We start from the raw sequence: 24506 nt of genomic DNA on the forward strand, positions 1-24506 counted from the left end.
CCTAGAACTCCGCTTTCAGGCTGAAGGAGAAGTACGGCCGTCCGGTCGTCCGGTTGGGTCCGTCTCGCAGGGGGAAGGCGGCGAAGACGTCGCCGTCCAAGTGCTTGAACAACTGCAGCCGCGTGCCCAGTCCGGCGCTGTAGAGGAAGAACTCCTCGCGCTGCTCAGGCAGTGGCTGGCTGACCCAGAGGCCAGCGCCGTCGAGGAAGGCGTAAGCTTTCCAGTTGTCGAGAACGCCGGGCGCACTGGCCAGCAAGGGTGACTGCAACTCGATCGACCCCATCACGCCGCCGTCGCCCACGGCCTCGGCCGACAGGTAGCCGCGCACGCTGCTCAGGCCGCCGGCCGAGAATTGCTCGGCCGAGGGCAAGGCCGTGTCCGCGATCTGGCCTGAGAACCGGAGACTGGCGTCGAAGCCGCCCCCCACCGGGCGAAGGTGCTGAAGGTCCAGGTTCATGTGGACGAAGTTCGCGCGCGCGTCGGCGCGTCGCTCCTTGAAGCCGCCATCGTCGTCGCCGAAGCCGCGGATGTTGGCGGTGACCGCCAGACTGGCGGAGGTGACGGACGCGCCCTGCCGGCGCCAGGTGTAGGTGGCGTTGAGCGGCCAATATTCGATCTGGCCGTCGCTCACCGCCGTGGTGTCGAGCCGTACGAACTCGAAGTACTTCTTGTAGTCGATGCCGGCCGACAGGCTCTGGCTGACAGACTCGGCGGACGGGAACTGGTAGATGAGCCGAGCGCCGACCGTCGTGCCCTTGCCCAGGACCGACACCCCGCCGACCGTCGCCACGTCGCTGTTGGAGCGGAAGCCGTAGAGCAGCGCCGTGAAAGGCGTGTTCCAGATCGGCGCGACGTACGAGCCCGCATAGACCTCCGTGTCGGAGCGGCGCTCGGGCGCGAGCTGGTAGGTCAGCGACAGGCTGTGCCCGCGCTGCCAGAGATTGTCGTAGCGCAGATTGGTCGAAAGACGCAGAGGCTTGGTCGAGGCGCTGTGGTCGTTGTTGAGCTCGACGCTGCCGTGCAGCGGCGCTTCCTCGGCCACCTGCAGGTCGATGTCGACCGTGCCTGGCGCTGCGCCGGCGCGGACGATCGGGGTGACCTGCCGGTCGGGCAGCCTGTTGGCTGCGGCGAGCTGGACCTGAGCGGCGTTGAGGTCGGGCACCTTTCCCTCGGCCAGGGCCGGCACCGCTTCCCTCACCGCCTCCAGCGAATGGTACTTCGAGCCCACCACGCGCAGGCGCCCCACCGGCGCCTCGACCACATGCAGCTTGACCACGCCTTCCGAGACGTTCTGGCGCGGCACCTCCACGACCACGGTCTGGAAGCCCTTGGCGTGATACGCCGCCTCCAGCGCCTTCTGGGCCCCGGCGACGTCCGCGCGGGTCCGTCCCGGCCCCATGAACGGATAGATCGCCTTCTCCAGCGTGACCTGGTCGAGAACGGTGTTGCCGTCGATGTCGATGGCCTGAATGTCGAAGGTCGGCTCGGGTTGGCCCGAAGCCTCCTGGGCGGTTGCGCTCGAAGCGCCCAGGGCGCAGGCCGTCGCCAGGGCGCCCAGGGCGACCTGCAGCACCCGCGCAGGCGACATCATGCGTCCCTCGCGCATCAGTTCACGCGGCGGCCTGCCGCTCGCGGGACACGACGTCTGTACAGACAAAGATCAGACCCCCAGACACAAGTAACCATCTCACTTCGGCGCGGCGCACTCACGGCACGGAAGAGTTTCGGGGGTATCGAAGCTTCGGTCCTAGCAACCGAACTCGGTGCACGATTGAATTCACCCGCCCACCTGCTGAGGTGGACGAGTTCAAGCCCTACGAAATGTAGGGCCGCGCCGCTTTCGACGCCCCCGTTTGTGTTAGAGACAGCTCGGACGGGGCGATCGCGACAAGAAATTGGATGAAGTTTTTGCGTCGGTCCGGGAACCGCCCGCGCCCCTCATCGCAGCAGCACGACGCCGCCCGGAAGATCGACCAGCCGCGCGCCGGTCAGGTCTCGGATCTGCTCGATCGCAGCCTGAATCTGGCTGGTGCGGAAGACCCCGTAGACCGGACGACGCGCCAGGGCGTCGCCGACAAGCAGTATTTTTCCGGGCCGGTAACGGTTCAGTTCATCGACGACGCTCTGCAGCGGCGTGTCGCGGAAGATCAGCAGTCCTCTGCGCCAGGCCGAAGTGACCAGGGTATCGACCGCCACGGTCGCGCCCAGGCCGTTCTGGCCGTAGCGCACCTGGCCGCCGGTGGTCAGCCGCACACCGCCCCCACGATGCTGGAGCTCCGCCTCGCCGCCCAGGCAGGTCACGCAGACTTCTGCGCCGTCGTGGCGAACATTGACCTGTCCCTGGCTCACGAGGATACGGCCCTGGGCGGCGCGGACCAGGAACGGGACCTCGCCCCGCCTATCGGCGCTGATCATCGCCTCACCCGCCTGTACCTCGATCCCTTCGGCGGTTCCGGCGGCCTTCAGCAGCGAGACCCTGGTCTTGGTGTTGAGCTCCAGCGAGACGCCCCGCGCAGGCGAGGCCGCGTCGCGCTCGCCCACCGCCGTGCGGTAGTCGGAAGTCATCAGGCCCAGGCCGTCTGTAAACACGTCGGAGCGGACGTAAACCGCATAGCCGGCGGCGGTGGCCGCCGCGGCGCTTCCGCCCACCAGCATCGCGCGGCGCCCCGGATCGAAACGGCCGCGCATGGCCCGGCCGCGAACTGCCGACGGCGGACGAAGGACGCCCGCGTCCCGCGCGCGCACCGCCGCCCGCACGCGACGCTGCAGGCTCACGGCGTCAGCAAAGGCGGCCTCGTGGGCAGGGCTCTGGCCGCGCCAAACCTGAAACCGCTCCGCCTCGTCCTCGGTGACCGCGCCGGACAACAGCCGGTTCAGCCAGGTCAGCGCTTCTAGCGCCAGCGCGTCGGAGACGGCGCTTTCGTTCAGATCGCTCATAAACGGCATGACCCAGGCAAGGAAGCTCGGCCCCAAAGGAGTGGACGACACTCTAGAGACAATCAACGATGGGAATTGCGACGCGAGGCGCGATCTTTTTCTTTGCAGAACCGCCGAACATGTTCGGCGGCCAGCTCGAGTTCTCGCTGGATTGTTCTCAGATGGACGTTGTGCGTCGCCGCCAGCGTTGCATGAGGCACGCCGCCCGCCCAGGAAGCCTCGAAGATCGCTCGCCGTCGCGGCGGCAGTTCCGCGAGAGCGCGCACCAGCAGCGCGACCTCCGATCGGCTTTCGGCCACGCGCGCCGGATCGGGGGTATCGTCCGGGATGCCGACCAGGGCCTCGGTCTCGGAAAAGGTCAGGTAGCGGCTTTCGACCTTGCGCTTGTTCTTGGCGATGTTGATCGCCGTGCGGAACAGATAGGCGTCGAGATTGCGCACCGGTTCGGAAGGATCGGTGCGCTGCAGGCGCAGGAAGGTCTCGTGCACGGCCTCACGCGCGAGGTCCGCCGACCCCAGGCGACGGGTCAGCTTGCGAACGAAATCGTCATACCGGTCGAGCAGGCGCTCCCGCAGACCGGTCCAACTCGAGTCGGACATCGAATATCGCCCCAACGCATTGGCCTAGCGGGAAAACCCCGCTCGCCCACTGCAACAACCGCCCTGAGACGGCCCCCTACCGATCCGTCCGCGCCTTCACGATGGACTGAATGAAACCGGAAGCTGCACCGCCAGCGGCGACGGCAGCCCGGCGGGAACATGCGGCATAGGCTGCGCCCGCAAGACCGTCGCTACGGCCTCGGCGTCGAGAACCTCGAAGCCGGAGCTGGCCTTGACCCAGACGCCGGAGACCTTGCCGTTCTGCTCAACCATGAACAGAATCTGCGCGACACCCCTGGCGTCCAGATCCTGCGCCCTGGCTGGATAGCGCCGGAACGGCTGTATGTGCGCCAGCAGGCGCGCGCGATAGTCCGATCCCGTCGCCGGATCGATCGAAACCGCCTGCACGCCACCGACGGCTCCGCCGTCCCTTGCTGCCTGCTGGCGATCTTCTCTCCCCCCGCCTTCGCCCTGCGCCGACGCCGCCTGGACGAGCACGGCGTCAGCACGGGCGGTCGCCGCCATCGGGGGAACGGCGGCCGGCGCCGCGCGCTCCGCCTTCGCCGGCGCTTCCGAGACCAGGCTGACCAGGATTGCTCCGGCGCCGTCCTCCGCCACCACCGGCGCGGCCCCTTCTTCGGGCGCGAGAAAAAGAAGGGCAGCGGCGAAAAGCCCGTGCAGGATCACTGCTCCGGCAAAACCCAAGACATTGAAATGCCGGGGATAAGCACGCAATCGCCCAACCAATCCAATTGCTGCCGCGACCGGAAAAGGGCCTGGCGTTGACGTTCAGCCCCAGGCCCGCAACGGAAGCGAGCGACGACCTCGCCATCAATCTAGGGCGCCACCGTAAAGGTAGCGTGACAGAACCCACACTCAATCCGTGTGGAAACGATGACAGGACCCGGCGGCTTTTCCGGCCGATCTATCCCGCCGGCCGGGAGGTGATGGTCAAGACCACAGGCTGGGGAAGTCCTTCGGGCGGCGGTGCGCTGATCCTCAAGCCACGCATCGCCTCGGCGATGGCGAGATCGCGGCGCGCGTCCCCGGACGAGTCCGCGGCGGCCATCTCGGTCACAAGGCCTCGGGGATCGATCCACAGTCGCAACGTGACACGGTACGAGCCGCCGGTGGCGTAGCGGGGGTTCAGCAGGGCCTGATGGACCGCACTACGGACGAGCCCGCCGTAGAGCTTGAGGTCCAGACGCGTCCCCTCCTCCGCGATCGTCGCGACGCCGCGCACGTCCAGCGTATCGAGCGGCAGCACGGCCACGCCGGCGGGCGGCGGTCCGAACGACGGCGGCGCAGCGGCCGGCCTGCTGGGTCGCAGCACGACGCTGTGGCTGCTGGTGAACTCCGGTTCCAGCCCAGTGTCCGTCAGCAGCAGGCGCAAGGCGGCCTCGGGCGTGTACACGCCCGAAACGCCGTGTGAACGCAGCGCTTCGCTGCTGGGGCGATCGTAAAGAACCTGTATTCCGGTGGTGAGCGCATAGGCTTCGATGGCTGCGCTGAGCGGACGGGCGCCGATATCGAAGGCCAGACCGGCCGGCCGAGACGCGACCTGCGGCCGGGCCTGGACGGCTCCCGCCGAGGAAATAGTCAGCAGCCAGACGGCGGCCGCCAGCGTGCCGCACGCCAGGCTGTCGCCAAGCGACATCCGGCGCCGCGAACCTAGCGGGAGGGATCGCATGCTAATCGTCGACAGCTCCCCACCCGGACGACCACGACCCCATCGTCTCGCGCCGTACGTATCAGCTTCCGGTCCGTTCAGTCCACGGCGCGGATCCAGAAGGGCGTGGCGCGGTTTCCGGTAAGTTCGGCGACGACGGTGCGGCGAAACACCCTCCCCCGCCCATCCCTGGCCGTCAGGCGCAAGGTCAAGGCCCGCCCGACCTGACTGACTGTCGAGACTTCAAGCGCCGTCCGCTGTCCGGCGATCTCGCGCGCACGGGCGATGGCGTCCGGCGAATCCGCGCCGGCGGCCGTCATGGCGGCGAGAGCCAGGGGATGGGCCGTGCGGGGGCTGAAGGGACCATCGCCGAAGAACAGGGTGACGGCTGGCCGGATCGCGTCGAGGAGCGCCGGGTCCACACCGTCGATCTCGGCCAGTTCGTCCACCGAGCGGATCGGCCCCAAGCGGGGACGAACGCCGCGCTGGGCGTTGCGCAACGACTGCCCGGCCACGCGGTCGCCGTTGTCCCGCCAGTCCATCACGCCGTCGACCAGCCGATCGAGACCAGGCCCGGGCGCGCCGGCGGCCTCAAACAGGCGGCGCAGTTCGGCTTCGCCCATGAGGTTGATCGGCGCCTTTCCACGCTCGTCCTCGACCGATACGACGACTTCGATCCCCTGCACGTCCAGACGATGGGGGCGCCCGTCGATCGACCAGCGGCGCGCCGCATCGCGTGACGCCAGCCGATGGATCGCCGTGGCCACGCCGGCGTCGGCCGCCGCCTCCAGGCGCGCGGTCGAAATCTGTGCGTCGAAACTGGCCGTGGCGCCACGGTCGGCCGCCAGGACGGCGTAGGCGAGATATGAGAATATCAGTACACTGACCATGACCGGAACCAGGGCGGATCCTTTTCGTCCACCTCGATCCAGCTGCTGGGTCACGGCAGGAACTTCGGAGGCGCGGGCGCGATCGAGCGGATCTTCTCGCGCAGTTCGTCGGTCACCGCCTGGATCTCGACGCTGTTGCGCAGGACGCGCGGCGTCAGCATCACCAGCAGTTCAGTCCGCTCGCGCCTGTTGTCGCGCGAGCCGGCCAAGGCCCCCAGAACCGGCACCGCGCTGATCAGCGGCACGCCGTCGCGCGTCTTGCTGTTCCGATCGCGGATCAGCCCGCCCAAGGCGACGGTCTGGCCATCCTGCACGGCGATCGAGGTGGCGATCTTCCTGACCGAGATGGTCGGTGAGTCGATCGTCGAACTCGAGGTCTGGGAGACGTCGCTGACCTCCTGGACGATGTCGAGCAGCACCAGGCCGCCGCTGTTGACCCGGGGCGTCACCTTCAACAGCACGCCCGTGTCGCGGTAGTCGATGGAGCTGATCACGGAGTCGTTGTTCAGCGCCGATCCGGTGGAGATCGGGACCTGGTCGCCGACCTCAAGCGACGCCGTGTGATTGTTCAGCACCATCAGGTTGGGAGCCGACAGGACCTCGATGTCAGTGACGGTGGACAGGGCCGTCAGCGTGGCGGCCACCGAGCCGCTGTTGAGCAGGTAGGCGAACCCCGGGAAGTTGGGCGCGGCGGCCTGGGTCTTCCCTTGGCTGAGGATCGCCTGGTCGTTCCCAGACTGGATGAACCACTGGCTGCCGTAGCGCAGCGCGTTGTTGAGGGCGATCTCGGTGATCACCGCTTCCACCACCACCTGCATCGGCGCAACGTCCAGCTTGCGCAGGGCGTCCTCGATCAGGGCGTACTCACGCGGCGTGGCGAAGGCGATGACGGCGTTGTTGGAATCGTCGCCCGTCAGCACCAGGCCATCGGCTAGCCCGCCTCCTCCGGGCGAGACCGGGGTCGGTGACTGGCCTGGCAGCGTCGTTCCCGCAGGCGGCGACGCGAGCAGCGGAGAACTCGAGGGCCGTAAGCCCGAGCGGCTTTCCGAGCGGCCGTCCGCTCCCGTTGCTGGAGCAGAAGCGGTCATCCCCCGGCCGAAGGCGGCGCTCAGCACCCGGGAAAGATCCGAGGCCCGTCCGTTCTGAACGCGGTAGACGAAGAGGCGCCGCTCGTCGGACTGCCCCTCGCGATCCAGGATCTCCACCCAGCGGCGGATGTCGTCCAGATGCTGGGCCTGCGACGACACGGCCATCACGCCGTTCAGCTTCTCCATGGCGATCAGCTTGACCCGCCCCGCCATCGGCGAGTCCGGCGCGTTGATCAGGCGATCAAGTTCCGGCGCGATCAGCCGCGCATCAGTGTTCTTGGGCACGTAGAGGCCAAAGCTCATGCCCTTCAGCCAGTCTACGTCGAACTGCTCGACGAGATCGCGGACCCCGCGCCTTTGGCCGGAGGCGCCGGAAAGCACGATCGTGTTGCTGACCGGGTCGGCGGCGGTGATCACCCCGGGGGCGATGGGTTCAAGCAGGCTCTTGAGCGCCGCGGGACTGGCGAACTTCAGCTGGATAGTTTCGGTCCCGAAGCCGGGCTGGCCGCCCGTGACCGGTCCGCTCTGGGCGCGGGCCTCGGCCAGGCTGACGATGGTCTGCACGCCGTCGCGCACGACCAGAGCCAGGCCCGCGCCGCGCAAGGCGTCTTCGGCCAGAGGCAGTACATCGGCCCGCGCGACCGGCCGGGGCGTAACCAGAGTCACCACGCCGGACGCCGAGGGCGCGACGGCGTAGGGCGTGCGCAGGATGTCGCCGAACACCGCCTTGGCGAACTCGCCTACGCCGACGCCCGGAAGGTTCAGAGCGACCGGGCCCGGACGCGGACGCCACGGCGGCCGGACCGCCGACGATCCGGGATAGGTTTCGGCGCCACGCAGGATGGTCGAACGCACTCGGTCATCGGTCGGGGATGGCTCCTGCGCAGGCCTGGCCTCGATCCGGGGTGCGGCGGCGCTGCGCGGACCGGGCGTCGGCGCCGACGAGGACGCGCAGCCGGCCAGGGTCAGGCCCGCGCACGAGACGGACAGGAAGGCGCGAACGCGGCGGGTCATGGGCGAGCTTCCTGTGGTGACGACGTGGGAACGGAGGTCGAATGGGGCGATCCAGCGCCGCCGAGCGCAGCGGTGACGCGACCTCCGGGGCCATCGAAGGTGGCGGTCCGCCGGCCGACCGACACCAGACGCCAGCCGCGCCAGGTTTCCCCCACCCGCACGACACCCGCCGCACCGTCGCCGCCGCGGACGACGGCGCTGCCGACGCGCTGATCGCTGACGACACCAACGAGGATGGGCCCCTGCACGTCGGGCGCCGTCGCGTCGCCACCGCCCGCGCCGCCGGCCGTGCGCCGATCGGGTGAGAACAGCGGCCGCGAGGTCAGGGTCTCGTAGTCGGGAACGGGCGAGGCGATCGGCGACCGCGGCGTTGGAACAGAGCCACGCTCACGCGGAGGAAAGGCCGTCTCGACCGGCCAGGCGACCTGCGCCGCCAGACCCGCAAGCAGGACCGCGCACAGCGACGCCGGCGTGAATGCGCCGCTACCGGGCCTGGGGAGGAAGGACATGGAGAGCCGAGATCTGGAGCCGGATGGCGAGCGGGCCTGGCTGGCCGGTGCGGGCCGCCTGCTCGGCATTGATGGAGACGTAGTCGACGACGACATAGGGGGCCTCGTTCTCGATGCGCCTGACGCCAGCGTTCAGTTGCGCCAGGGTCAGCGTCGCGTCGGCGCGCACGCTGACCCAGCCGGCGGGCGTTTCGGCCCGAACCTCCTCGGCAGGCCCGACCACGGCGCCCTCCTGTCCGAGGCTGCTGGTCAGCCGTTGCTTCAGAGCATCGATCGCCAGCCCCCGGCTGGGCGCAGTGATCTGGAAGGCGCGGCCGGTACGCTTCTGCTCGGCCAGGGCCTTGCGCAGGACAGGCAGGCTCGCCAGCAGCCGCTGATCGCGCGCTTGCCGCTGCAGCGCTTCGCGCCGCCGCTCGCCCCGGACATGGAAGCCCTCCAGCACGGGCGCGACAACCGCCAGCCAGCCCAGGCCTACGAGCGCGGCCAGCACGCCGAGAGCCACGATGCGTCTTTCCCGGACCGTCAGCGTTCTCATCGCCCCCCCCTCGCGGTCGAGTCGGCGATGACGTCGAAAGGCTCTACCCCGCTGGCGGTCCTGACCGGCATGTCCGACAGCAGCGAGCGCGGATTGGTCAGGGCCGGCGTCTGACGAAGGGCCGCCGGCACGTCGAACCCTTGGGTCTTGAAGCCCGCGATCCGCACCGCGCGCCCATTCCACTCCAGCCGATGAACCCATTGGCCGTCAGGCAGAACCTTGCCGAGGGCGTCGATAATCCGCAGCGGCTCGTTGCGCGACCGTCGGGTCAGGAGGTCAAGGCGCATCCGCTGACCCTCGGCGACGGCCTGGCGGAGCCTCGCGGCCGCCATCACCTTCGGCTGGTCGGCCGCGACCGCCGCCTCCAGGCGACGCACATCCCGCACGTCCATGAAAACAGCCGCCGCCACGTTGAGCGCCACGAGCCCCGCGCAGGCCGACCACCAGACCGACCGGCGAAGATCGCGCCCCCCGCCCTGCTCGTCCCTGATCGCGGTCATGAAGTCGATGTCGCCCCTGCCCCCCTCAGCCTCGACGCCGAACCGTTCGACATCCAGGCCAAGGACCCGCGCCTGCTCCATCACGGCCTGGGCCTGCGCTCTCGGGATCACGGCCAGACGCAGGCGACGACGGCCCGCATGGCCGCTCTCGCCCTCCGCCAGCACATCGAAATAGACGCGGTCCGCAGGAAACGGCGTCAGGCGGTCCATGTTCTCGGCCAGCATCCGCCGCAGGTCGCGGGAGGAAAGAGGGGGAAGGTCGATCCGGCGCACCAGCACCGCCTGCGCCGGAAGCAGAATATCCGCCCGCCGCGGTGTGTGGCCCGACCAGGCCTCGGGAGGGATCAGGCGCCCGTCACGCCAGAGCCGCATAGCGCCATCGGCGCCCACCCGCGCCGTCCAGGGCGCATGGCGCGGGCTCGCGGAGCGCCACCGGGCCGGAATCGCATCGGCCAGCTCGTCGAGCCACCAGGAAAGGCCCTCGCGGCACCAGCGCGCGATCGTGGCTAGGTCGGCGTTGAGGATCTTCTGGAGGGTCATCGCGACCTGCATCCGCCGGTCTGCACGACCAGCACGCACTCAGTGTCGATATCGGCCAGGGGATGCACCACCAGGTCGGGCCATCGCCGCTCGTTCGGGTCGGCCGGCTCGATACGGATCCTCACCAGCGACGGCATCCGCGGCCGTTGCCGCCAGTTGGAGCGCCAGTGCGGATTGGGGTCGGGCTCCACTCGGCCGAAATAGCTGATGTCCAGCGCGCCCACGCCGCGCAGCAGCACGTCGCGACGCTCCGGCCGGTTGGGATTTAGGGCGACGTCGCTGACGGACTCCAGAACGAGGTCGCCGCCAGCCTCGAGTAGCAGGCGATAACGGCGCAAGGCGCCCCGGCCCTGGCGTTCGGCCGGCGGGGCCAGGAAGGTCAGCCGTGCGGCCTCGCCGTCGAAATCGGGTCCCGCGGGCCGCATGTCGTAGCGCGTGGCCGGGACGGCATGTTGCAAGCGCCCGCGCAGGAGGCTGAACGCGGCTTCGACGGCCTCGCCGCGGCTGGTGGCGCGATCCATCCGCAGCCAGGCGTCGCCCCGGCCCGAAAGGCCGGACAGAAGCAGCACGCCCACCAGGGCCAGCACGCCAAGAGCGACCAGGAGCTCGACCAGGGTGTAGCCGGAACGCGCCATGATCAGCCTTCCGGCGCCAGGCGACGGCTGGCCAGCACCACGACCGGACCGGTGGCGTTCTGGGGTCGTACGGTCACCGTCACGCAGTGAAGCCTGCCGGCGGCGCTGTCGCCTTCCGCATCGTTGCAGAGGTCGGCCTCGAGCCTCCAGATGAAACCGTCCTGCTCGCCCGCCGCCATGCCGCCCGTCAGGGGGCTCTCCAGGCCCACGGCGGCCAGTTGCGAGCGCGCCACCATCAGGGCGGCACGGCGGGTTTCGATGTCGCGATGCCGGGCCCGGCTGTCGCGCGTCACCTGGGCGACGCCAGCCATGACCAGCGTCAGGATCGCCAGGGCGACCAGGGCGTCGATCAACACCGAACCCGCGCGAGACCGCCGCATCACAGGGCGTCCACGACGCCGGTCGCGGGATCGACCATGATGTCCAGGCCCCGCCGCCCCGTGGTCAGCCGCAGCCGTCCGGCCTGCGCCGAGCCATCGGGAAAGAAGCTGGTCGAGGAACCGGCGGGCGCCAGGCGTACGCCCCCCATCAGGCTGCGGCGGGGGCCGGGCGTCCAGCCGTAGCCCGCCCCGTCCTCGGCGATGACGAGATCGACCCGCGCGCCGCTGGTCCGGGCCTGGGCCCGGGCGATGCGAAGGTCGGCCCGCAGCCCCGCGGCCGCCTGCTGAACGCGCGCCCATGCAAGGCCGGCCCTCATCTGCGGAAAGGCGATCACGGCGATCATGGCGGCGATGGCGACCACGACCATGGCCTCGATCAGCGCGATCCCGGCCCGGCGATCACCAGTTGCCGACATCTTTTGCCTCTTTCGAACCGCCTTCGGCGTTGTCCGAACCGAGGGTGTAGACGTCGACGGCCCCCTTCTGCCCCGGGCTGCGATAGAGGTAGGGCCGCGACCACGGATCCTGCAGTGCGTCTGCCTTCTTGAGGTAAGGTCCGTCCCAGCCGACAGCGGAAGATGGCGCGGTGACCAGCGCGGCCAGCCCCTCTTCCTGGGTCGGGTATCGGCCGACGCCGATCTGGAAAAGGTCCAGCGCCGCCTCGATGTTCTGGATCTGCACCTTTGCGGTCTGGCTGCGCGACGAGCCCAGATATTTCAGGACCTGCGGCGCCACGATGGCCGCCAGCAAGGCCATGATCGCCAGCACCACCAGCAGTTCCAGCAGGGAAAACCCCGCGCGGCGGCCCGTTCGGCCGCGAGGCGCCGGTCGACGGTTCGGACGGTGGAGGATGTTCCTGTGAAGGGTCATGATGCGAGGGCCATATCGTTGAAGCCGAGGATGGCGGACATGATGGCGGCGATGATGCCGCCCACGGCGAGGCCCATCACGATGGTGATCGCCGGAGTGAGCAGGGCCACGAAACGCTCCAGAGCGGTGCGCACGTCGCGGTCGAGGACGTCGGCCAGGCGGCCCAGCATCTGAGGGAGTTGGGCGGTCTCCTCGCCCGTCCGCATGAAACTGATGGCGACGGTCGGAAACAGGCCGGTGGCCGCCAGCGGACGGGTCAGGCCCCCGCCCTCCTTGAGCCCCGCCACGACGCGCTCGACGGCGCCGGCCATGTGGCTGTTGACCAGAGACCGACGCGCGATCGCCATCGCCGTGGGCAAGGGCACCCCGCCCTCCACGAGGCTGCCAAGGACCCGGGCCAGGCGGGCGGTTTCGGCGGACTTGATCAAGGGCCCCAGACGCGGAACGGACAGCAGCAACCGGTCCAAGGCCAGGCGCATGGCCGGCTGTTTCAGCCAGCGCCAGACTCCCGTTCCCGCCACGACCCCCGCCAGCAGCACCGCCAGTCCATGGGCGCGGACCAACTGGCTGGCCGCCATCACCACCCGGGTGGCGACGGGCAGTTGCGCGGCGTTGTCGGAGAAAAGGCTTTCGAACTGCGGCACGACGAACAGCAGCATCATCAGGATCACGCCGCCGGTGACCGCGGTCAGCAGGATCGGATAGACCATCGACGAGACGACGGCCTGGCGCAGGGCCTCGGCCCGCTCGAGCGTATGGGCCAGGCGCGATAGCGCCAGGGCCAGCCGGCCGTCAGCCTCGCCCGCCTCGACCATGGCGCAGGCCATCGGCGAAAACAGCCCGCCGGCGCCGGCCATGGCGCGCGACAGCGGCGCGCCCTCCTTGACCTGCTTCTGAAGTTGGACAAGCGCGGCCTTCAGCACGGGATCGGCTGCGTTCTCGACCGAGATCGACAACGCGCGGTCCAGCGACAGCCCGGCCGTCAGCAGCACCGAAAGCTCGCTCACCGCGTTGACCAGGGCCCGCCGCGCCGCCGCGCCCGGCGCCTTTAGCCTGACCTCACGGGCGGCGGTCTCGACCGCGTCGATGGGCGTCAGGCCCGATCGACGCAGGCTCTCAATCGCCTCTCCGCGCGAGGCCACCAGCAATACGCCCGACCTGATCTCGCCCGTGGGGGAAAGCGCCCGATAGCTGAAGGTGGCCATGACGCTCATTCCTCCCGGGTGACGCGGAGGATTTCATCGATGGTGGTCTGGCCGGCCAGGGCCTTGGCCACGCCGTCCTGCAGCATGGTGCGCATCCCCGCGGCGACCGCGGCGCGCTCGATTTCGCGTGCCTCGGCCCGGGCCAGCACCAGGCGAGCGATCTCGTCATCGACCGGCAGCAGTTCCAGGATGGCCAGCCGTCCCTTGAAGCCGCTGTGACCGCACGCCTCGCAACCCTTTGGCGCCCAAAGCCTTGGCGCGGATCCCAGGCCGCGCGCCGCCGAGCCCAGCGCCGACAGTTCCTTGACCCCGGGATGATGCGGCACGCGACAGGCGGGACAGAGCCGACGCACCAACCGCTGGGCCAGCACGGCGTTCACGGTCGAGCTGATGAGGAAGGGTTCCATCCCCATGTCGACCAGGCGCGTCACGGCGGCGGCGGCGCTGTTGGTGTGCAGCGTCGAAAGGATGGTGTGGCCGGTCAGGGCCGACTGCACCGCGACCTGCGCCGTCTCGAGGTCGCGGATTTCCCCGACCATCATGACGTCCGGATCCTGGCGCAGGAAGGAGCGCAGGGCGGCCGCGAAAGTCAGGCCGATCGTAGGACTGACCTGGGTCTGGTTGACGCCGGCCAGCCGGTACTCGATCGGATCCTCGATGGTCAGGATCTTCCGCGTCGGCGCATTCAAAGCGGCCAGCGCCGCGTAGAGCGTCGTGGTCTTGCCGCTGCCGGTCGGCCCCGTGACCAGCACGATGCCGTGCGGTCTCGCCAGCATATCGAGGAATGGCGGCAATATGCTCTCGTCGAAGCCAAGGTCGGCGAATTCGAGCGTCAGGTTCGAACGATCCAGCAGGCGCAGGACCACGCTTTCTCCATACAGCGTCGGCGAAGTGGCCACGCGCAGGTCGATCTCATGCCCGCGCACGGCCAGCCGCATGCGTCCGTCCTGCGGGAGGCGTCGCTCGGCGATGTTGAGATTGGCCAGCACCTTCACGCGCGACACGAAGGCCGCCTTCACCTGCGGCGGCAGCGTCTCCTGATCCTGCAACACGCCGTCGATACGGAACCGGACCTTCAGCCCGTCCTCGCTGGGCTCGGCATGGATATCCGAGGCGCGCAGTTCAGCGGCCCGGGAGATCAGGGCGTTGACGGCTCGAACCACGGGCGCGTCGCTGGCCAGATCCTTGAGGCGCTCAAGATCGGCCTCGTCAGCTTCGCCCTCGACCGCGGCGGCGTCGTCCTGAGCCGCCCCGTACAGACGATCGAGGGCGGCGTCGACGTCGCCGGCCTTGGCGATCATGGCCTGGACAGGCCGGCCAAAAGCGTAGCCGAGCGCTTGGGACACATAGCCGTCGAACGGGTCCACCAGGGCCACGCTCACACGGTCCTCGTGCAGGGCGATCGGGACAGCGCTCACCTCCCGCAGGAACCGCGGCGACACCAGCTCGCCCCCCACCGGCGCCGGCGGAAAGTCTTCGGCCGCGACCTGCTCCAGCCCGGTGGCGCGGGCGAGGGCTTCGGCCAGGGCGCGTTCCGAGACCAGGCCAAGACGAGTGAGCACGGCGTCGAGCCGATCCCCGCTCTCCCCCTGCACAGCCCTGGCGCGCGACAGCCCTTCCGCCGCCACGATGCCGCTGGCGGCAATAAAATCATGAAACGAAATTTGCTCTACACTCGGCATATTGAGCAACTTTGTCGGAGATCACTATATTTATTTCGAAAGATAAGGATCACGATCCGAGATGTAACTATGAAAATAATGACAATCTCAAGACTGTAAACTTACCGCAGCTACAGCTCTATCAACCTCAATTGCAGAGCAATGACCACGGCGCGCAACTTATTGCTCGCACCGAGCTTGCGCGTGGCGTTGCCGAGGTGGAACTCGACGGTCCGCTCGGTGACGCTGATGCATTGGGCGGTCTCACCGGTCGTCAGCCCCTGAGCGGCGAACCGAATGCACTCGATCTCCCGCGCCGTCAGGGCGGGGATCTCCGACTGGGGCGTGTCGGTTTCGGCGCTCATCTCGACGCCGCAACGTTCGTCGCCTGGGGCTCGGCGTCAGCCGCCGGCGGCGCGACGCGAAGCCGTAGTCGGATCGGAAGCCGCAAACCCGGCGGCGGCGGCTCGGACAGCCTCCGCCCCTCGAAGACCGCCTGCAGATCGGCGTTCGGTTCTGGCTGTGCGAAGACCGGCGCGGCCACGCGGGAAACCAGGCCGTCGGAGCCGACCCACACGCTCAGAGACAGCTCCACGACCTCCCCGCCCCGCTCGGCCCGGAGATCGTCGAGGTAATCGCGCAGGCGGATCGCTGCGGGCGTCGCCTCGTCCAACCAGGCTGGAAAGGTCCTGCCCGCTAGTTCGGCGTACCGCCTCCACGCCTCGGGCGGCGCCTCGGCGGGCGCCGCCGCCAGGGCCGGCCCGCCACCAAGCAGGCCCAGGCCCAGCAAAGCCAGAAGCTTGCGGACCATCGTCCTCACCGGGCCTTGGGCGCGGCGACCGTCTCGGCCGGAAGGGTTTCGCGCGGGAAGGTGATGGTGCTGATCTTCGCATCCAGCCCCTGCACCACCGCAGGCGTCAGGTCCGCGGCCGGATTGCCGCCCATCATCGCCTCGCGCGTCAGCAGCAGGCCGCACTTACGGCTTGCATAGACCTGGGCGATGACCGGTTGAGCCTGGGTCGCGATGCCGCCGAGCGCCTTGACGCGCGTCGCCTCGATCTCGCGCCCGCGAAGCGAGGCCTTGCGCTGAAGAGCCTCCCAGCGCGCGGCCAGCGGCTTGCTGCGCTCTTCGAACTGAGCCGGCGTCAGCGTCGCCTTCTGCGCTTCCAGGGCCTTGAGGTCGGCCTCGATCGGCGCGCGCTCGGCCTCGATCTCGGCCTGGACCTGCTTGGATAGCTCAAGCAGGCGCGCATTGGCGGCCTGACCGACCTTGGCGTTGGCCAGCACCGCGTCGCGGCTGAGCACGCAGACGCCGGGAACCAGCGGGCCGACCAGGGCCTCGCCGGGCGAGCCCGTCGCCCCCTGAGCCAAGGCCGACGAACCCAGCAAGCCCAGGCCGACAGCGGAAACAACGGCGATCGAATGTCGGATCATCGGCCCAACCCCGGAGAAGCAGCCCGCTCGTCGACCCCACGGCCAAGGATGCGCAGCTGCGGCAAAGCAAGCCTGTTCCTAAAGGCTGCTCACCTCACGCGGACCTGTGGGTTTCAACAGGCGACCGAGAGGTCGCCAACCTGTGGGAACCCACAGGGTTTGGCGCCGGGGACTTGTGTCATTGACCAGCACCTTCCCTTCGCGCCGTGAAATCAGTGATGCCGTCCGCGCCCGATCGTTTCCTCGATCGAAACAACGAGCCGCCTGGCCAACCGCCGGTCGTCGTCTGCGTGGGCGTCGCCGGATGGAAGCACAGGGCCGTCGGCCGGCTGGTTGCAGGCCAGGACGCCCATCGCATGCCGCGCTTCGTCCATGACACGGCTTCAGCGATCCGGCTGGCCCGCGCCGGCGGCGGCGCGGTCGGCGTTTGGCCTTCTCGTGCGCCGAGCGACCTTGCCCCCCGTGCACGGACCGCGGGCGTTCCGCTGGTTCGCATCGAGGACGGCTTCATCCGCTCGGCCGGGCTGGGCGCGCAATGCCACGCCCCAGCCTCGATCGTGCTCGACCGGGCCGGCGTGCATTTCGACCCCAGCGCTCCCAGCGACCTGGAAAAGCTGCTGACCGACGGTTGCTTCGCTCCTTCACTGCTGAAGCGCGCCGACCGCCTCGTCCGACAGATCGTCGACCTGGGCGTCACCAAGTACAATCTGGGCGGCGACGCTCCCTGCAAGGCGCTGCTCGAAAGCACGGGGCGCCGCACCGTCCTGGTCGTCGGCCAGGTGGAGGACGACCTCTCCGTGCGCCTGGGCGGCGCAGGCGTCGCCGGTAACCTGGACCTGCTGCGCCGGGCCCGGGCGGCCGAGCCCGGCTCGCTGATCCTCTATCGCCCTCATCCCGACGTGGAAGCGGGGCACAGGAAAGGCTTGCTGTCAGACCATGAGGCCATGCGGCATGCCGACCACGTGGTTCGCGGCCAGGCCTTGCCAGCGCTCTTGGCCAGGGTGGACGCCGTTCACGTGCTGACGTCCCTCACGGGATTCGAGGCCCTCCTGCGAGGGCGCGAGGTGGTGACGCACGGACAGCCCTTCTATGCGGGATGGGGGCTCACGCGAGACCTCGCGCCGCCGCCTCGCCGCGGTCGCCGCCTCTCGCTTGCCGAGCTGGCCGCGGCCGCACTGATCCTCTATCCCCGCTACATCGACCCTCGCAGCGGCGAGCCTTGCTCACCCGAAGCCCTCGTGGCGCGCCTGGGCCATCCGACAGCGTCCCGCCCCGCCCTCCTGCCCTGGTTCCGAGGCCGCCTGGGCAAGGCCCGCCTTGGCCTCTCACGCCTTCGGCTCGCAAGCGGGCAAGCGGCCTCGGCATGAACAGCCTGGCCCCTCACAGTCAGGCCTTCGGGGCGGCGAGCCCGCTGCGCCGCGCCGTCCTCGATGGCCCCGAGATCGTTCTGGATCTTTCACGCCTGTTGTCGCGGGTGCTGCACCCAACCCCGACAGGCGTCGACAGGGTTGAGATGGCCTATGCGCGAACCCTGCTTCAACGCGCTCCCGACCGGGTCCGGCTCGCCGCCACCCACCCTCTCGGCTGGCACGGCCGCCTCCCCCCGCAAGCGGCGCAGGATTTCCTGGAGACCACCGCGCGTCGCTGGTCTGGAGAAGACCACCGCGGCGGCTCCGGCTGGAGCCGCTGGAAAAGCGCTCTCGACGCCAGCTTCCGGCTTGCGCCCCTACCTTACCGCTCCTCACCCCAGGCCGGCCGCGCCATCTATCTCCATCTGTCTTCGAGAGGGCTGGAGCGCACCGAACTGTTCCAGGCGATCCTGCGGCGCGAACGGGCACGTTTCGTCCCCTTCGTGCACGACCTGATCCCTCTGGACCACCCCGAATACGGCCGTCCGGGCGGCGCGGCCCTGTATGCACGCAAGATGGCCACAGTGACGGCGCTCGCCTCGGCCGTTCTCGTCAATTCCGAAGCCACGGCCGAGCGCCTGGGACCGTACCTGCACGCCGCCGGGCGAGCGATCCCTCTGCACGTGGCCCCATTGGCGCCGACCTTCACACCACTCCCTGCCCCTCCGGCGGCCGGACCGCCCTACTTCGTGATGGTCGCCACGCTGGAGCCCCGCAAGAACCATCTGCTGCTGCTGAACGTCTGGCGGCGGATGATCGAAACTCACGGAGCCGACGCGGTTCCGAGGCTTGTTCTGGTCGGCCGGCGCGGCTGGGAGAACGAGAACCTGCTCGACATGCTCGATCGCTGCCCCGCGCTGCAGGCCGTGGTCGTCGAGCGCAACGGCCTCGTCGACCGCCAGGTTCGCGATCTGATCGCAGGCGCCCGCGCCCTTCTGCTGCCTTCCTTCGCCGAGGGTTTCGGCCTGCCGGTGATCGAGGCCCTGGCCTTGGGCACGCCGGTTATCGCCAGCGACTTGCCGGCCTTGCACGAAGCGGGCGGCGGCGTCACCGAGCATCTTGACCCGCTGGATGGCCCGGGGTGGATGCGCGCGGTGCTGGACTATGCGGCGCCCACCTCACCGCGCCGAGACGCTCAACTGGCCCGGATGCGCGGCTGGCGAGCGCCTACCTGGCGGTCGAGGATCGACGAGGTGCTCGACTTCCTGGCTGCGCTGCCATGAGCGCCGGGCATGGCCCCGCCGAGCTGCTCCGGGGGCTGGACGTGCAGAGGCACGTCGTCGGCGCCCTGATCATGCGCGAGCTTCACACGCGCTACGGCCGGGAGAACATCGGCTATCTATGGATGATCGTTGAGCCGATGCTGCTGGCGGTCGCCGTCGCCCTGCTGCACGGCAACAGCGGCGGACTTCACTCCAAAGACCTGCAGCCTGTCCCCTTCGCCCTGGGCGGCTACTGCGTGTTCATGGTCTTCAGGTCGATCATTGGGCGTGCGGAATCGACCATCGAGGCCAACCGCCCGCTGCTCTTCCACCGGTCAGTGACGATCTTCGACATGCTGTTGGCGCGGGCGGTGCTGGAGGGCGTGGCCACCTTCGCCGCCCTGGCGATCCTGCTGGCCGGCGCCTGGGCCCTGGGCATGGCCCAGCCCCCGGCGCGCCCCCTGGTCTTCTTCGCCGCCTACATGCTGATGCTGTGGTTCGCCTTCGCCCTGTCATTGTCGATCTGCGCGGCTTCGTACCTCAGCAAGGCAGTCAGCAAGTTCGTGCACCCCCTGACCTACATCGCCATGCCGATTTCGGGCGCGTTCTTCACCCTTGCCTGGATCCCGGAGCCTTTCCGCGGCTGGCTGGTGTGGTCACCGCTGAACCAGATTTTCGAAATGCTGCATGTCGGACAGTTCCACAGCGTCGACGACGGCTATCTGGCGCCCTTCTACGTCGTCCAGTGGTGCCTGGGCCTGACGCTCGCGGGACTGCTGGCGCTGCGGGCCCTGCGGCCGCGCGTGCATCTGGGCTGACCGATGCGCGCCTTCCCCCTGTTCAAGCGCGAGACCCGATGATGGACGGTTACGCCCCCACGGCCGAGCCCGCAGCGCCGCCCGCATCCAAGCGGCGCGCCTGGACGCCCGAGCGCGCGCCGACGGAACTTCGCCAGAAATCCTGGCGCGCCCGCCTCACGCCCTGGCGCGGCCTTCTGCTGGTCGTGCTGCTGCCGACGCTTCTGGTCGCCGGGTTCGAATATCTGGTCGCCGCCGACCAATATGAATCGGAGGCGCATTTCATCCTCCGCGGCGCCCAGCCGAGCGGCGGCGGCGGCGGTCTTGGCCAATTGCTCGGTCTGGGCGGTGCTGCTCCGAACGCGACCGAGGCCTACGGCGTCAGCGACTACCTGCTGTCCCACGACGCCGTCGCGGCCGCGCGCCGCACGCTGGACTTGCCGACGCTGTTCCGGCGTCCGGAAGCCGATCCCCTGACGCGCCTGTGGTCCGGCCATCCGCAGCCGGAGACGCTGCTGAAATACTATCGCAGGCAAGTGGATGTGCGGTTCGACGCCGACACCGGCATCACCCGGCTCAGCGTGAAGGCCTTTCGTCCGGCCGACGCCCGCGACCTGGCCGAAACCCTGCTGCGCCTGGGCGAGGCCCGGATCAACACCCTGAATCAAAGGTCGTTCGACAACGGCCTGTCGGTCGCCCGTCGCCAGCTGGCGGAAGCTGAGGCCGGGGTGGCCGCCTCGCAGGCGACGCTCACCGGCTTCCGCCAGAGCGGTCGCGACATAGACCCTGAGCGTTCGGGAGCGGCCCAGATCGCATTGGCCTCGGTGCTGTCCCAGCAGCTTGCCCAGGCCCGCGCGCAACTGGCCGGCATGGGGCGCTCGGTCTCGCCGGACAGCCCGCAGTACGTGGCGCTCGCGGCCCAGGTTCGCGGACTGGAGGGCCAGGTCGCCGCCGCCCAGAGCCGCCTGGCAGGATCGTCCGGTTCTATCGCTCCCGGGCTGGGGGTCTACGAAGGCCTCAGGCTGAAACAGCAGTTCGCCGCCAAGCGTTACGAGGCAGCGGCCCAAGCCTTGGAAACCGCGCGCGAGCGCTCGCTGACCCAGCAGGTCTTCCTAGTGCGAGTGGTCGAACCCAACCTGCCCGGCAAGGCCCTTCACCCCCAGCGCCTGAAGATCACGGCCACGGTCTTCTTTTCGCTCCTACTCACCTATGCGGTAGGCTGGTTGATCCTGGCCGGCGTCCGCGAGCACGCAGGCTAACCATGTCCCTTGCCCTGAAGCTGCACAAATCCGCGGGCGTGCCGGTGACCGCCGGCGTTCACCGGCTGCTGGTCAAGGCGAACGGCGCCCGCGACGCCAAGCAGTGGACTCAAGCGGCACGGGGCTACGCCGAGGCCTTGTCGCTCGCCCCCGACCTCGCCCACATCCACACCCAGCATGGCCACGCACTGAAGGAACTGGGCGACCTGCCCGCGGCGCGAGCGGCCTACCTGCGGGCGATGGCGTTGCGGCCCGACACGGCCGAGCCGCATCTTCACCTGGGGCACCTGCACAAGATGGAGGGCGACATCGCCGCGGCCGCCCGCAGCTATCTGAGCGCGGCCAGGATCGACCCAGCACATCCCGACGCCCTCCTCGAGCTCAGCGATCTGGCCGCCCAGGGATCCGACGTGAAATCCGCGGACCTGATGTCGCTCCTGCGCCTGCGGGAGCTGGGAACCCGCTCGAACGACGCCCATGACTGGCTTGCCCTGCCATCGGAAGCCGAGCACGCCGACGCATCCGGCCAGGCCGAAGACGGGGCGCCGTCCGGCCCGGCGCTGGTCTTCGACGTATCCGATCTGATCTCCTACTTCCGCAATGCCCGCCTACCGACGGGCATCCAGCGCGTGCAGATCGAAACCATCGCCAGCGCCCTGCGATCGGCATCCCGTCGCGTGCAGGTCTGCGTCTTCGCCGAGCAGCGCGACGAATGGGTCGAGATCGCGCCGGGCGTCTTCCTGGACCTGTGCCGGCTCAGCCTCGCCAGCGGCGACCGACAGGCGCCGGACTGGACCACGGCCATGACCCGCATGCGGCTGATGATGAACCTGGCCGACCCGATCGCCTTTCCCCAGGGCGCCTTCCTGATCAATCTGGGCACATCCTGGTGGCTGCAGAACTACTTCCTATTCGTTCGCCAGGCCAAGGCGCTGTACGGCATCCGCTACGTGCCCTTCGTCCACGACCTGATCCCGATCGTCGCGGGCGAGCATTGCACCAAGGCCCTCACCCAGGACTTCATCAGCTGGGCCATCGGCGCGGTCGACCACGCCGACTTCTTCCTGGTGAACTCCGAGGCTACCAGACGCGACCTGCTGGCCATGGTCCAGACCCTCGGCCAGACGGTGGACCCGGACACGATCGCGATCGTTCATCTGGACGCCGACTTCCGCAAAGCCGACACGCCGCCCGCGCCCGAGGCCGCCCTGGCGGACTGGGGCCTGCATCGCGAGCCCTTCGTGCTGTTCGTGTCGACCATCGAGTCGCGAAAGAACCATCTGGGGGCGTTCGAGGCCTGGATCGCCCTGATCGGGCGGCACGGCATGCGCAAGGTTCCCAAGCTGGTCTGCGTGGGCAATCGCGGCTGGCTGAACGACGCGATATACGCCCGGCTCGACACCCATGAAGGCCTGCGCGAGCGGGTGGTGATGCTTTCCGGACTGTCAGACGCCCAGTTGGCCAGGCTCTACGCGTCCTGCCTCTTCACCCTGTATCCGAGCTCCTACGAGGGCTGGGGCCTGCCGGTCACCGAGTCCCTCTGCTACGGCAAGGTCCCGCTGACTTCCGATGCCTCCTCTCTGCCCGAGGCTGGCGGCCCCTTCGCCGTGCGGTTCGAGGCCGGCAACACGCCGCAGCTGATCGATACCCTGGAAACACTGATGTTCGACGCGGGTTTTCGAGCCGACTGCGAGCGCAAGATCGCCGAGGCGTTCCGCCCTCGGGCCTGGAGCGAGATCGCCGAACAGATGGCCGATCAGATCGACCAATGGTCCCGGCGGGAGTCGCCGCCGCGCCTTAACGTTCCGGCTCAGTTGGGCTTCTACCACCCCATCACGCGCAATTTCGCGACCCGTATCTGGCGCGGCATGCGTTCGGCTGAAGCCTTCCGCGCAGGAGGCGGCTGGTGGCCGCCCGACGACTGGGGCTGCTGGAGCAAGCCTCGCGGGGGGCGGCTGGAGATCGCCCTGCCTCCGACATCGGAGCCGCTGCGCTTCTACCTGCGCCTTCACGGCCTGCCGACGCGCTCCACCACCTACGAAGTCCGGGTTTCAGGCGCGAGCCGGGTGATGTCGGGCGCCCTGGCCTCGGGAGAGTTCAAATGGCTGGCCTGCGATGTCGCGCCTTCCCCTGAGCAGGTGCTGCACGTCACCCTGAAGGGGGGCGAGACCGAGAATCTGGCCAACGTAACGAGCGGCCAGGATGCGCGCGTCGTCAGCGTCGGCCTGAGCGGCTTCTTCCTTTGCGCCGCCAACGACACGAACGCCCGCGCGTCCTTCCTGGAAGCCGTGATGCTCAATCAGATGGACGATCTCTCGTTCGGGCGGGAGCTCAGCGAACAGTCGCATGGACTTGGCGAGCGTTCACAGTGAAGGATCTGGATGGGGACCAAGCTTCGCAGGACCGCCAGGCCACCGTCTTCGACGTCGAGGCCTGCTATCGAACGTTTCTGGGACGCGATTGCGAAACTCCGGAGACCGCCAAGGCGCACCTGGCCGACGCTCCGTCCGTGTGGGCGCTGGTCGATCGCTTCCGGGCCTCGGCCGAGGCCCGTCGATATCGCATCCACGCCGCCGCCCAGGACATCTGCCAGGATCAGGACGGGCGCGGCGTCGACCTGACGCTCGACGAGGCCCAGGCCCAGGCCCTCTCCGCGCAGGTCGAGGCCGTCTGGTCGCGCTATGGGCGCGAGGAGGCGTTCTTTTCGGTGCTGACCAATCCGCGCTACCTCTCCAGCGCGCTACGCGACGAGCACATCGAGGAATTCTACGCGACGGGCGCGACCGAGGTCGAACGGTTCATCGAGGCCTGCCGCCGCAACGGCGTAGAGCCGCACCCGGCCTGGTCGGTGCTGGAACTGGGATGCGGCGTCGCGCGCATGGGCGAGGCATTCGCTCAGCGGTTCTCCACCTATGCCGGCGTCGACATCAGCGCGGGACACCTGGCGCTGGCCAGGGATCGCCTGCGCGACCGCGGCGTCCGAAACGCGACCCTGAGACTGCTGCCCGATTTCCTGGCCGCCGACGACGGCTACGACGTGTTCTTTTCCGTGATCGTGCTGCAGCACAATCCTCCGCCCATCATCCACAAGCTACTGGATATCAGCCTGCGGCGGCTCAATCCCGGCGGATACGCCAGCTTCCAGGTTCCCTGCTTCCTCTACGGTTACCAGTTCGAGACGAGCCGCTATCTGGCGGAGGCCGATCGGCCCGAAATCATGGAGATGCACGCCCTGCCCCAGCGCCATGTCTTCGACTTGCTGGCCCGCCACGGGCTGCACCCCATAGAGGTCGTGCCCGATGGCCGGATCGGGTCGATCGGCGTCTCCTACAGCTTCCTGGCCCGAAAGGCCGGCTGATCCGGGCGCAATGCC

Annotated in this window: 25 protein-coding genes; 6 read left to right on the plus strand and 19 right to left on the minus strand. The window is 69.0% G+C overall.

Features of this window, described 5'->3' with window-relative positions; translation table 11 throughout:
* Nucleotide 1: 1 nt before the first annotated feature.
* From P7A99_RS00750 to P7A99_RS00840, 19 genes are all read right to left on the minus strand, one after another.
* A complete protein-coding gene (locus P7A99_RS00750) occupies nucleotides 2-1591 on the minus strand; it encodes a ShlB/FhaC/HecB family hemolysin secretion/activation protein (RefSeq protein WP_277792046.1) in 1590 nt (529 codons plus the stop codon).
* A 347-nt stretch (nucleotides 1592-1938) separates the two neighbouring features.
* Nucleotides 1939-2937, minus strand: coding sequence for a FecR family protein (locus P7A99_RS00755; protein ID WP_277792047.1), 999 nt, complete (start codon nucleotides 2935-2937; stop codon nucleotides 1939-1941).
* Between the two features lie 62 nt (nucleotides 2938-2999).
* Complete coding sequence (locus P7A99_RS00760) at nucleotides 3000-3536, minus strand: RNA polymerase sigma factor (RefSeq protein ID WP_277792048.1); 537 nt, start codon at nucleotides 3534-3536, stop codon at nucleotides 3000-3002.
* 96 nt (nucleotides 3537-3632) lie between these two features.
* Nucleotides 3633-4271: an energy transducer TonB gene (locus P7A99_RS00765; RefSeq protein WP_277792049.1), complete on the minus strand. Its 639-nt coding sequence runs from the start codon at nucleotides 4269-4271 to the stop codon at nucleotides 3633-3635.
* A 190-nt stretch (nucleotides 4272-4461) separates the two neighbouring features.
* Nucleotides 4462-5193, minus strand: coding sequence for a TonB family protein (locus P7A99_RS00770; protein ID WP_277792050.1), 732 nt, complete (start codon nucleotides 5191-5193; stop codon nucleotides 4462-4464).
* Nucleotides 5194-5303: 110 nt separating this feature from the next.
* Entirely contained in the window at nucleotides 5304-6149 is an 846-nt protein-coding gene (locus tag P7A99_RS00775) for a type II secretion system protein GspK (protein WP_277792051.1), read from the minus strand.
* Nucleotides 6146-8197 (minus strand): type II secretion system secretin GspD, encoded by a 2052-nt coding sequence (gene gspD / locus P7A99_RS00780; protein WP_277792052.1) that lies wholly within the window; start codon nucleotides 8195-8197, stop codon nucleotides 6146-6148. The genes P7A99_RS00775 and gspD overlap by 4 nt, the downstream gene beginning before the upstream one ends.
* Nucleotides 8194-8706, minus strand: a complete 513-nt coding sequence (locus P7A99_RS00785) for a hypothetical protein (protein WP_277792053.1) — start codon at nucleotides 8704-8706, stop codon at nucleotides 8194-8196. Before P7A99_RS00785 ends, gspD begins: the two co-directional genes overlap by 4 nt.
* Nucleotides 8681-9241 carry a type II secretion system protein GspM gene (gspM, locus tag P7A99_RS00790; protein ID WP_277792054.1) on the minus strand — a complete coding sequence of 187 codons (561 nt, stop codon included), beginning with the start codon at nucleotides 9239-9241 and terminating at the stop codon, nucleotides 8681-8683. The genes P7A99_RS00785 and gspM overlap by 26 nt, the downstream gene beginning before the upstream one ends.
* Nucleotides 9238-10281: a hypothetical protein gene (locus P7A99_RS00795; protein ID WP_277792055.1), complete on the minus strand. Its 1044-nt coding sequence runs from the start codon at nucleotides 10279-10281 to the stop codon at nucleotides 9238-9240. Before P7A99_RS00795 ends, gspM begins: the two co-directional genes overlap by 4 nt.
* Nucleotides 10278-10916: a prepilin-type N-terminal cleavage/methylation domain-containing protein gene (locus tag P7A99_RS00800; RefSeq protein ID WP_277792056.1), complete on the minus strand. Its 639-nt coding sequence runs from the start codon at nucleotides 10914-10916 to the stop codon at nucleotides 10278-10280. The genes P7A99_RS00795 and P7A99_RS00800 overlap by 4 nt, the downstream gene beginning before the upstream one ends.
* A gap of 2 nt (nucleotides 10917-10918) precedes the next feature.
* Complete coding sequence (locus tag P7A99_RS00805) at nucleotides 10919-11296, minus strand: hypothetical protein (RefSeq protein ID WP_277792057.1); 378 nt, start codon at nucleotides 11294-11296, stop codon at nucleotides 10919-10921.
* Nucleotides 11296-11712, minus strand: coding sequence for a GspH/FimT family pseudopilin (locus P7A99_RS00810; RefSeq protein ID WP_277792058.1), 417 nt, complete (start codon nucleotides 11710-11712; stop codon nucleotides 11296-11298). The genes P7A99_RS00805 and P7A99_RS00810 overlap by 1 nt, the downstream gene beginning before the upstream one ends.
* Entirely contained in the window at nucleotides 11696-12166 is a 471-nt protein-coding gene (gspG, locus tag P7A99_RS00815; protein ID WP_277792059.1) for a type II secretion system major pseudopilin GspG, read from the minus strand. Before gspG ends, P7A99_RS00810 begins: the two co-directional genes overlap by 17 nt.
* The gene (locus tag P7A99_RS00820) at nucleotides 12163-13371 is read right to left on the minus strand and encodes a type II secretion system F family protein (RefSeq protein WP_277792060.1); all 1209 of its coding nucleotides are present in this window, start codon (nucleotides 13369-13371) and stop codon (nucleotides 12163-12165) included. Before P7A99_RS00820 ends, gspG begins: the two co-directional genes overlap by 4 nt.
* A gap of 5 nt (nucleotides 13372-13376) precedes the next feature.
* Nucleotides 13377-15053, minus strand: coding sequence for a GspE/PulE family protein (locus tag P7A99_RS00825; protein ID WP_277792280.1), 1677 nt, complete (start codon nucleotides 15051-15053; stop codon nucleotides 13377-13379).
* Between the two features lie 110 nt (nucleotides 15054-15163).
* On the minus strand, nucleotides 15164-15397 hold the full coding sequence (locus P7A99_RS00830; protein WP_277792061.1) for a response regulator transcription factor: 234 nt from the start codon (nucleotides 15395-15397) through the stop codon (nucleotides 15164-15166).
* Nucleotides 15394-15843: a hypothetical protein gene (locus P7A99_RS00835; RefSeq protein ID WP_277792062.1), complete on the minus strand. Its 450-nt coding sequence runs from the start codon at nucleotides 15841-15843 to the stop codon at nucleotides 15394-15396. The genes P7A99_RS00830 and P7A99_RS00835 overlap by 4 nt, the downstream gene beginning before the upstream one ends.
* 5 nt (nucleotides 15844-15848) lie before the next feature.
* Nucleotides 15849-16466 carry an OmpH family outer membrane protein gene (locus P7A99_RS00840; RefSeq protein ID WP_277792063.1) on the minus strand — a complete coding sequence of 206 codons (618 nt, stop codon included), beginning with the start codon at nucleotides 16464-16466 and terminating at the stop codon, nucleotides 15849-15851.
* Nucleotides 16467-16684: 218 nt separating this feature from the next.
* On the opposite strand from P7A99_RS00840, the gene P7A99_RS00845 reads away from it, so the two are divergent.
* The 6 genes from P7A99_RS00845 to P7A99_RS00870 are packed head-to-tail and all read left to right on the plus strand — an operon-like array spanning nucleotide 16685 to nucleotide 24491.
* Nucleotides 16685-17833, plus strand: a complete 1149-nt coding sequence (locus P7A99_RS00845) for a hypothetical protein (protein WP_277792064.1) — start codon at nucleotides 16685-16687, stop codon at nucleotides 17831-17833.
* Complete coding sequence (locus P7A99_RS00850; RefSeq protein WP_277792065.1) at nucleotides 17830-19098, plus strand: glycosyltransferase family 4 protein; 1269 nt, start codon at nucleotides 17830-17832, stop codon at nucleotides 19096-19098. The genes P7A99_RS00845 and P7A99_RS00850 overlap by 4 nt, the downstream gene beginning before the upstream one ends.
* On the plus strand, nucleotides 19095-19895 hold the full coding sequence (locus P7A99_RS00855; RefSeq protein ID WP_277792066.1) for an ABC transporter permease: 801 nt from the start codon (nucleotides 19095-19097) through the stop codon (nucleotides 19893-19895). The genes P7A99_RS00850 and P7A99_RS00855 overlap by 4 nt, the downstream gene beginning before the upstream one ends.
* 41 nt (nucleotides 19896-19936) lie before the next feature.
* A complete protein-coding gene (locus P7A99_RS00860; RefSeq protein WP_277792067.1) occupies nucleotides 19937-21133 on the plus strand; it encodes a capsule biosynthesis protein in 1197 nt (398 codons plus the stop codon).
* 2 nt (nucleotides 21134-21135) lie between these two features.
* Nucleotides 21136-23505 (plus strand): glycosyltransferase family 4 protein, encoded by a 2370-nt coding sequence (locus P7A99_RS00865; protein WP_277792068.1) that lies wholly within the window; start codon nucleotides 21136-21138, stop codon nucleotides 23503-23505.
* A complete protein-coding gene (locus P7A99_RS00870; protein WP_277792069.1) occupies nucleotides 23502-24491 on the plus strand; it encodes a class I SAM-dependent methyltransferase in 990 nt (329 codons plus the stop codon). The genes P7A99_RS00865 and P7A99_RS00870 overlap by 4 nt, the downstream gene beginning before the upstream one ends.
* Nucleotides 24492-24506 lie beyond the last annotated feature (15 nt).

The sequence above is a fragment of the Caulobacter endophyticus genome (assembly GCF_029543245.1).
GTDB classification, from domain to species: Bacteria; Pseudomonadota; Alphaproteobacteria; order Caulobacterales; family Caulobacteraceae; genus Caulobacter; species Caulobacter endophyticus_A.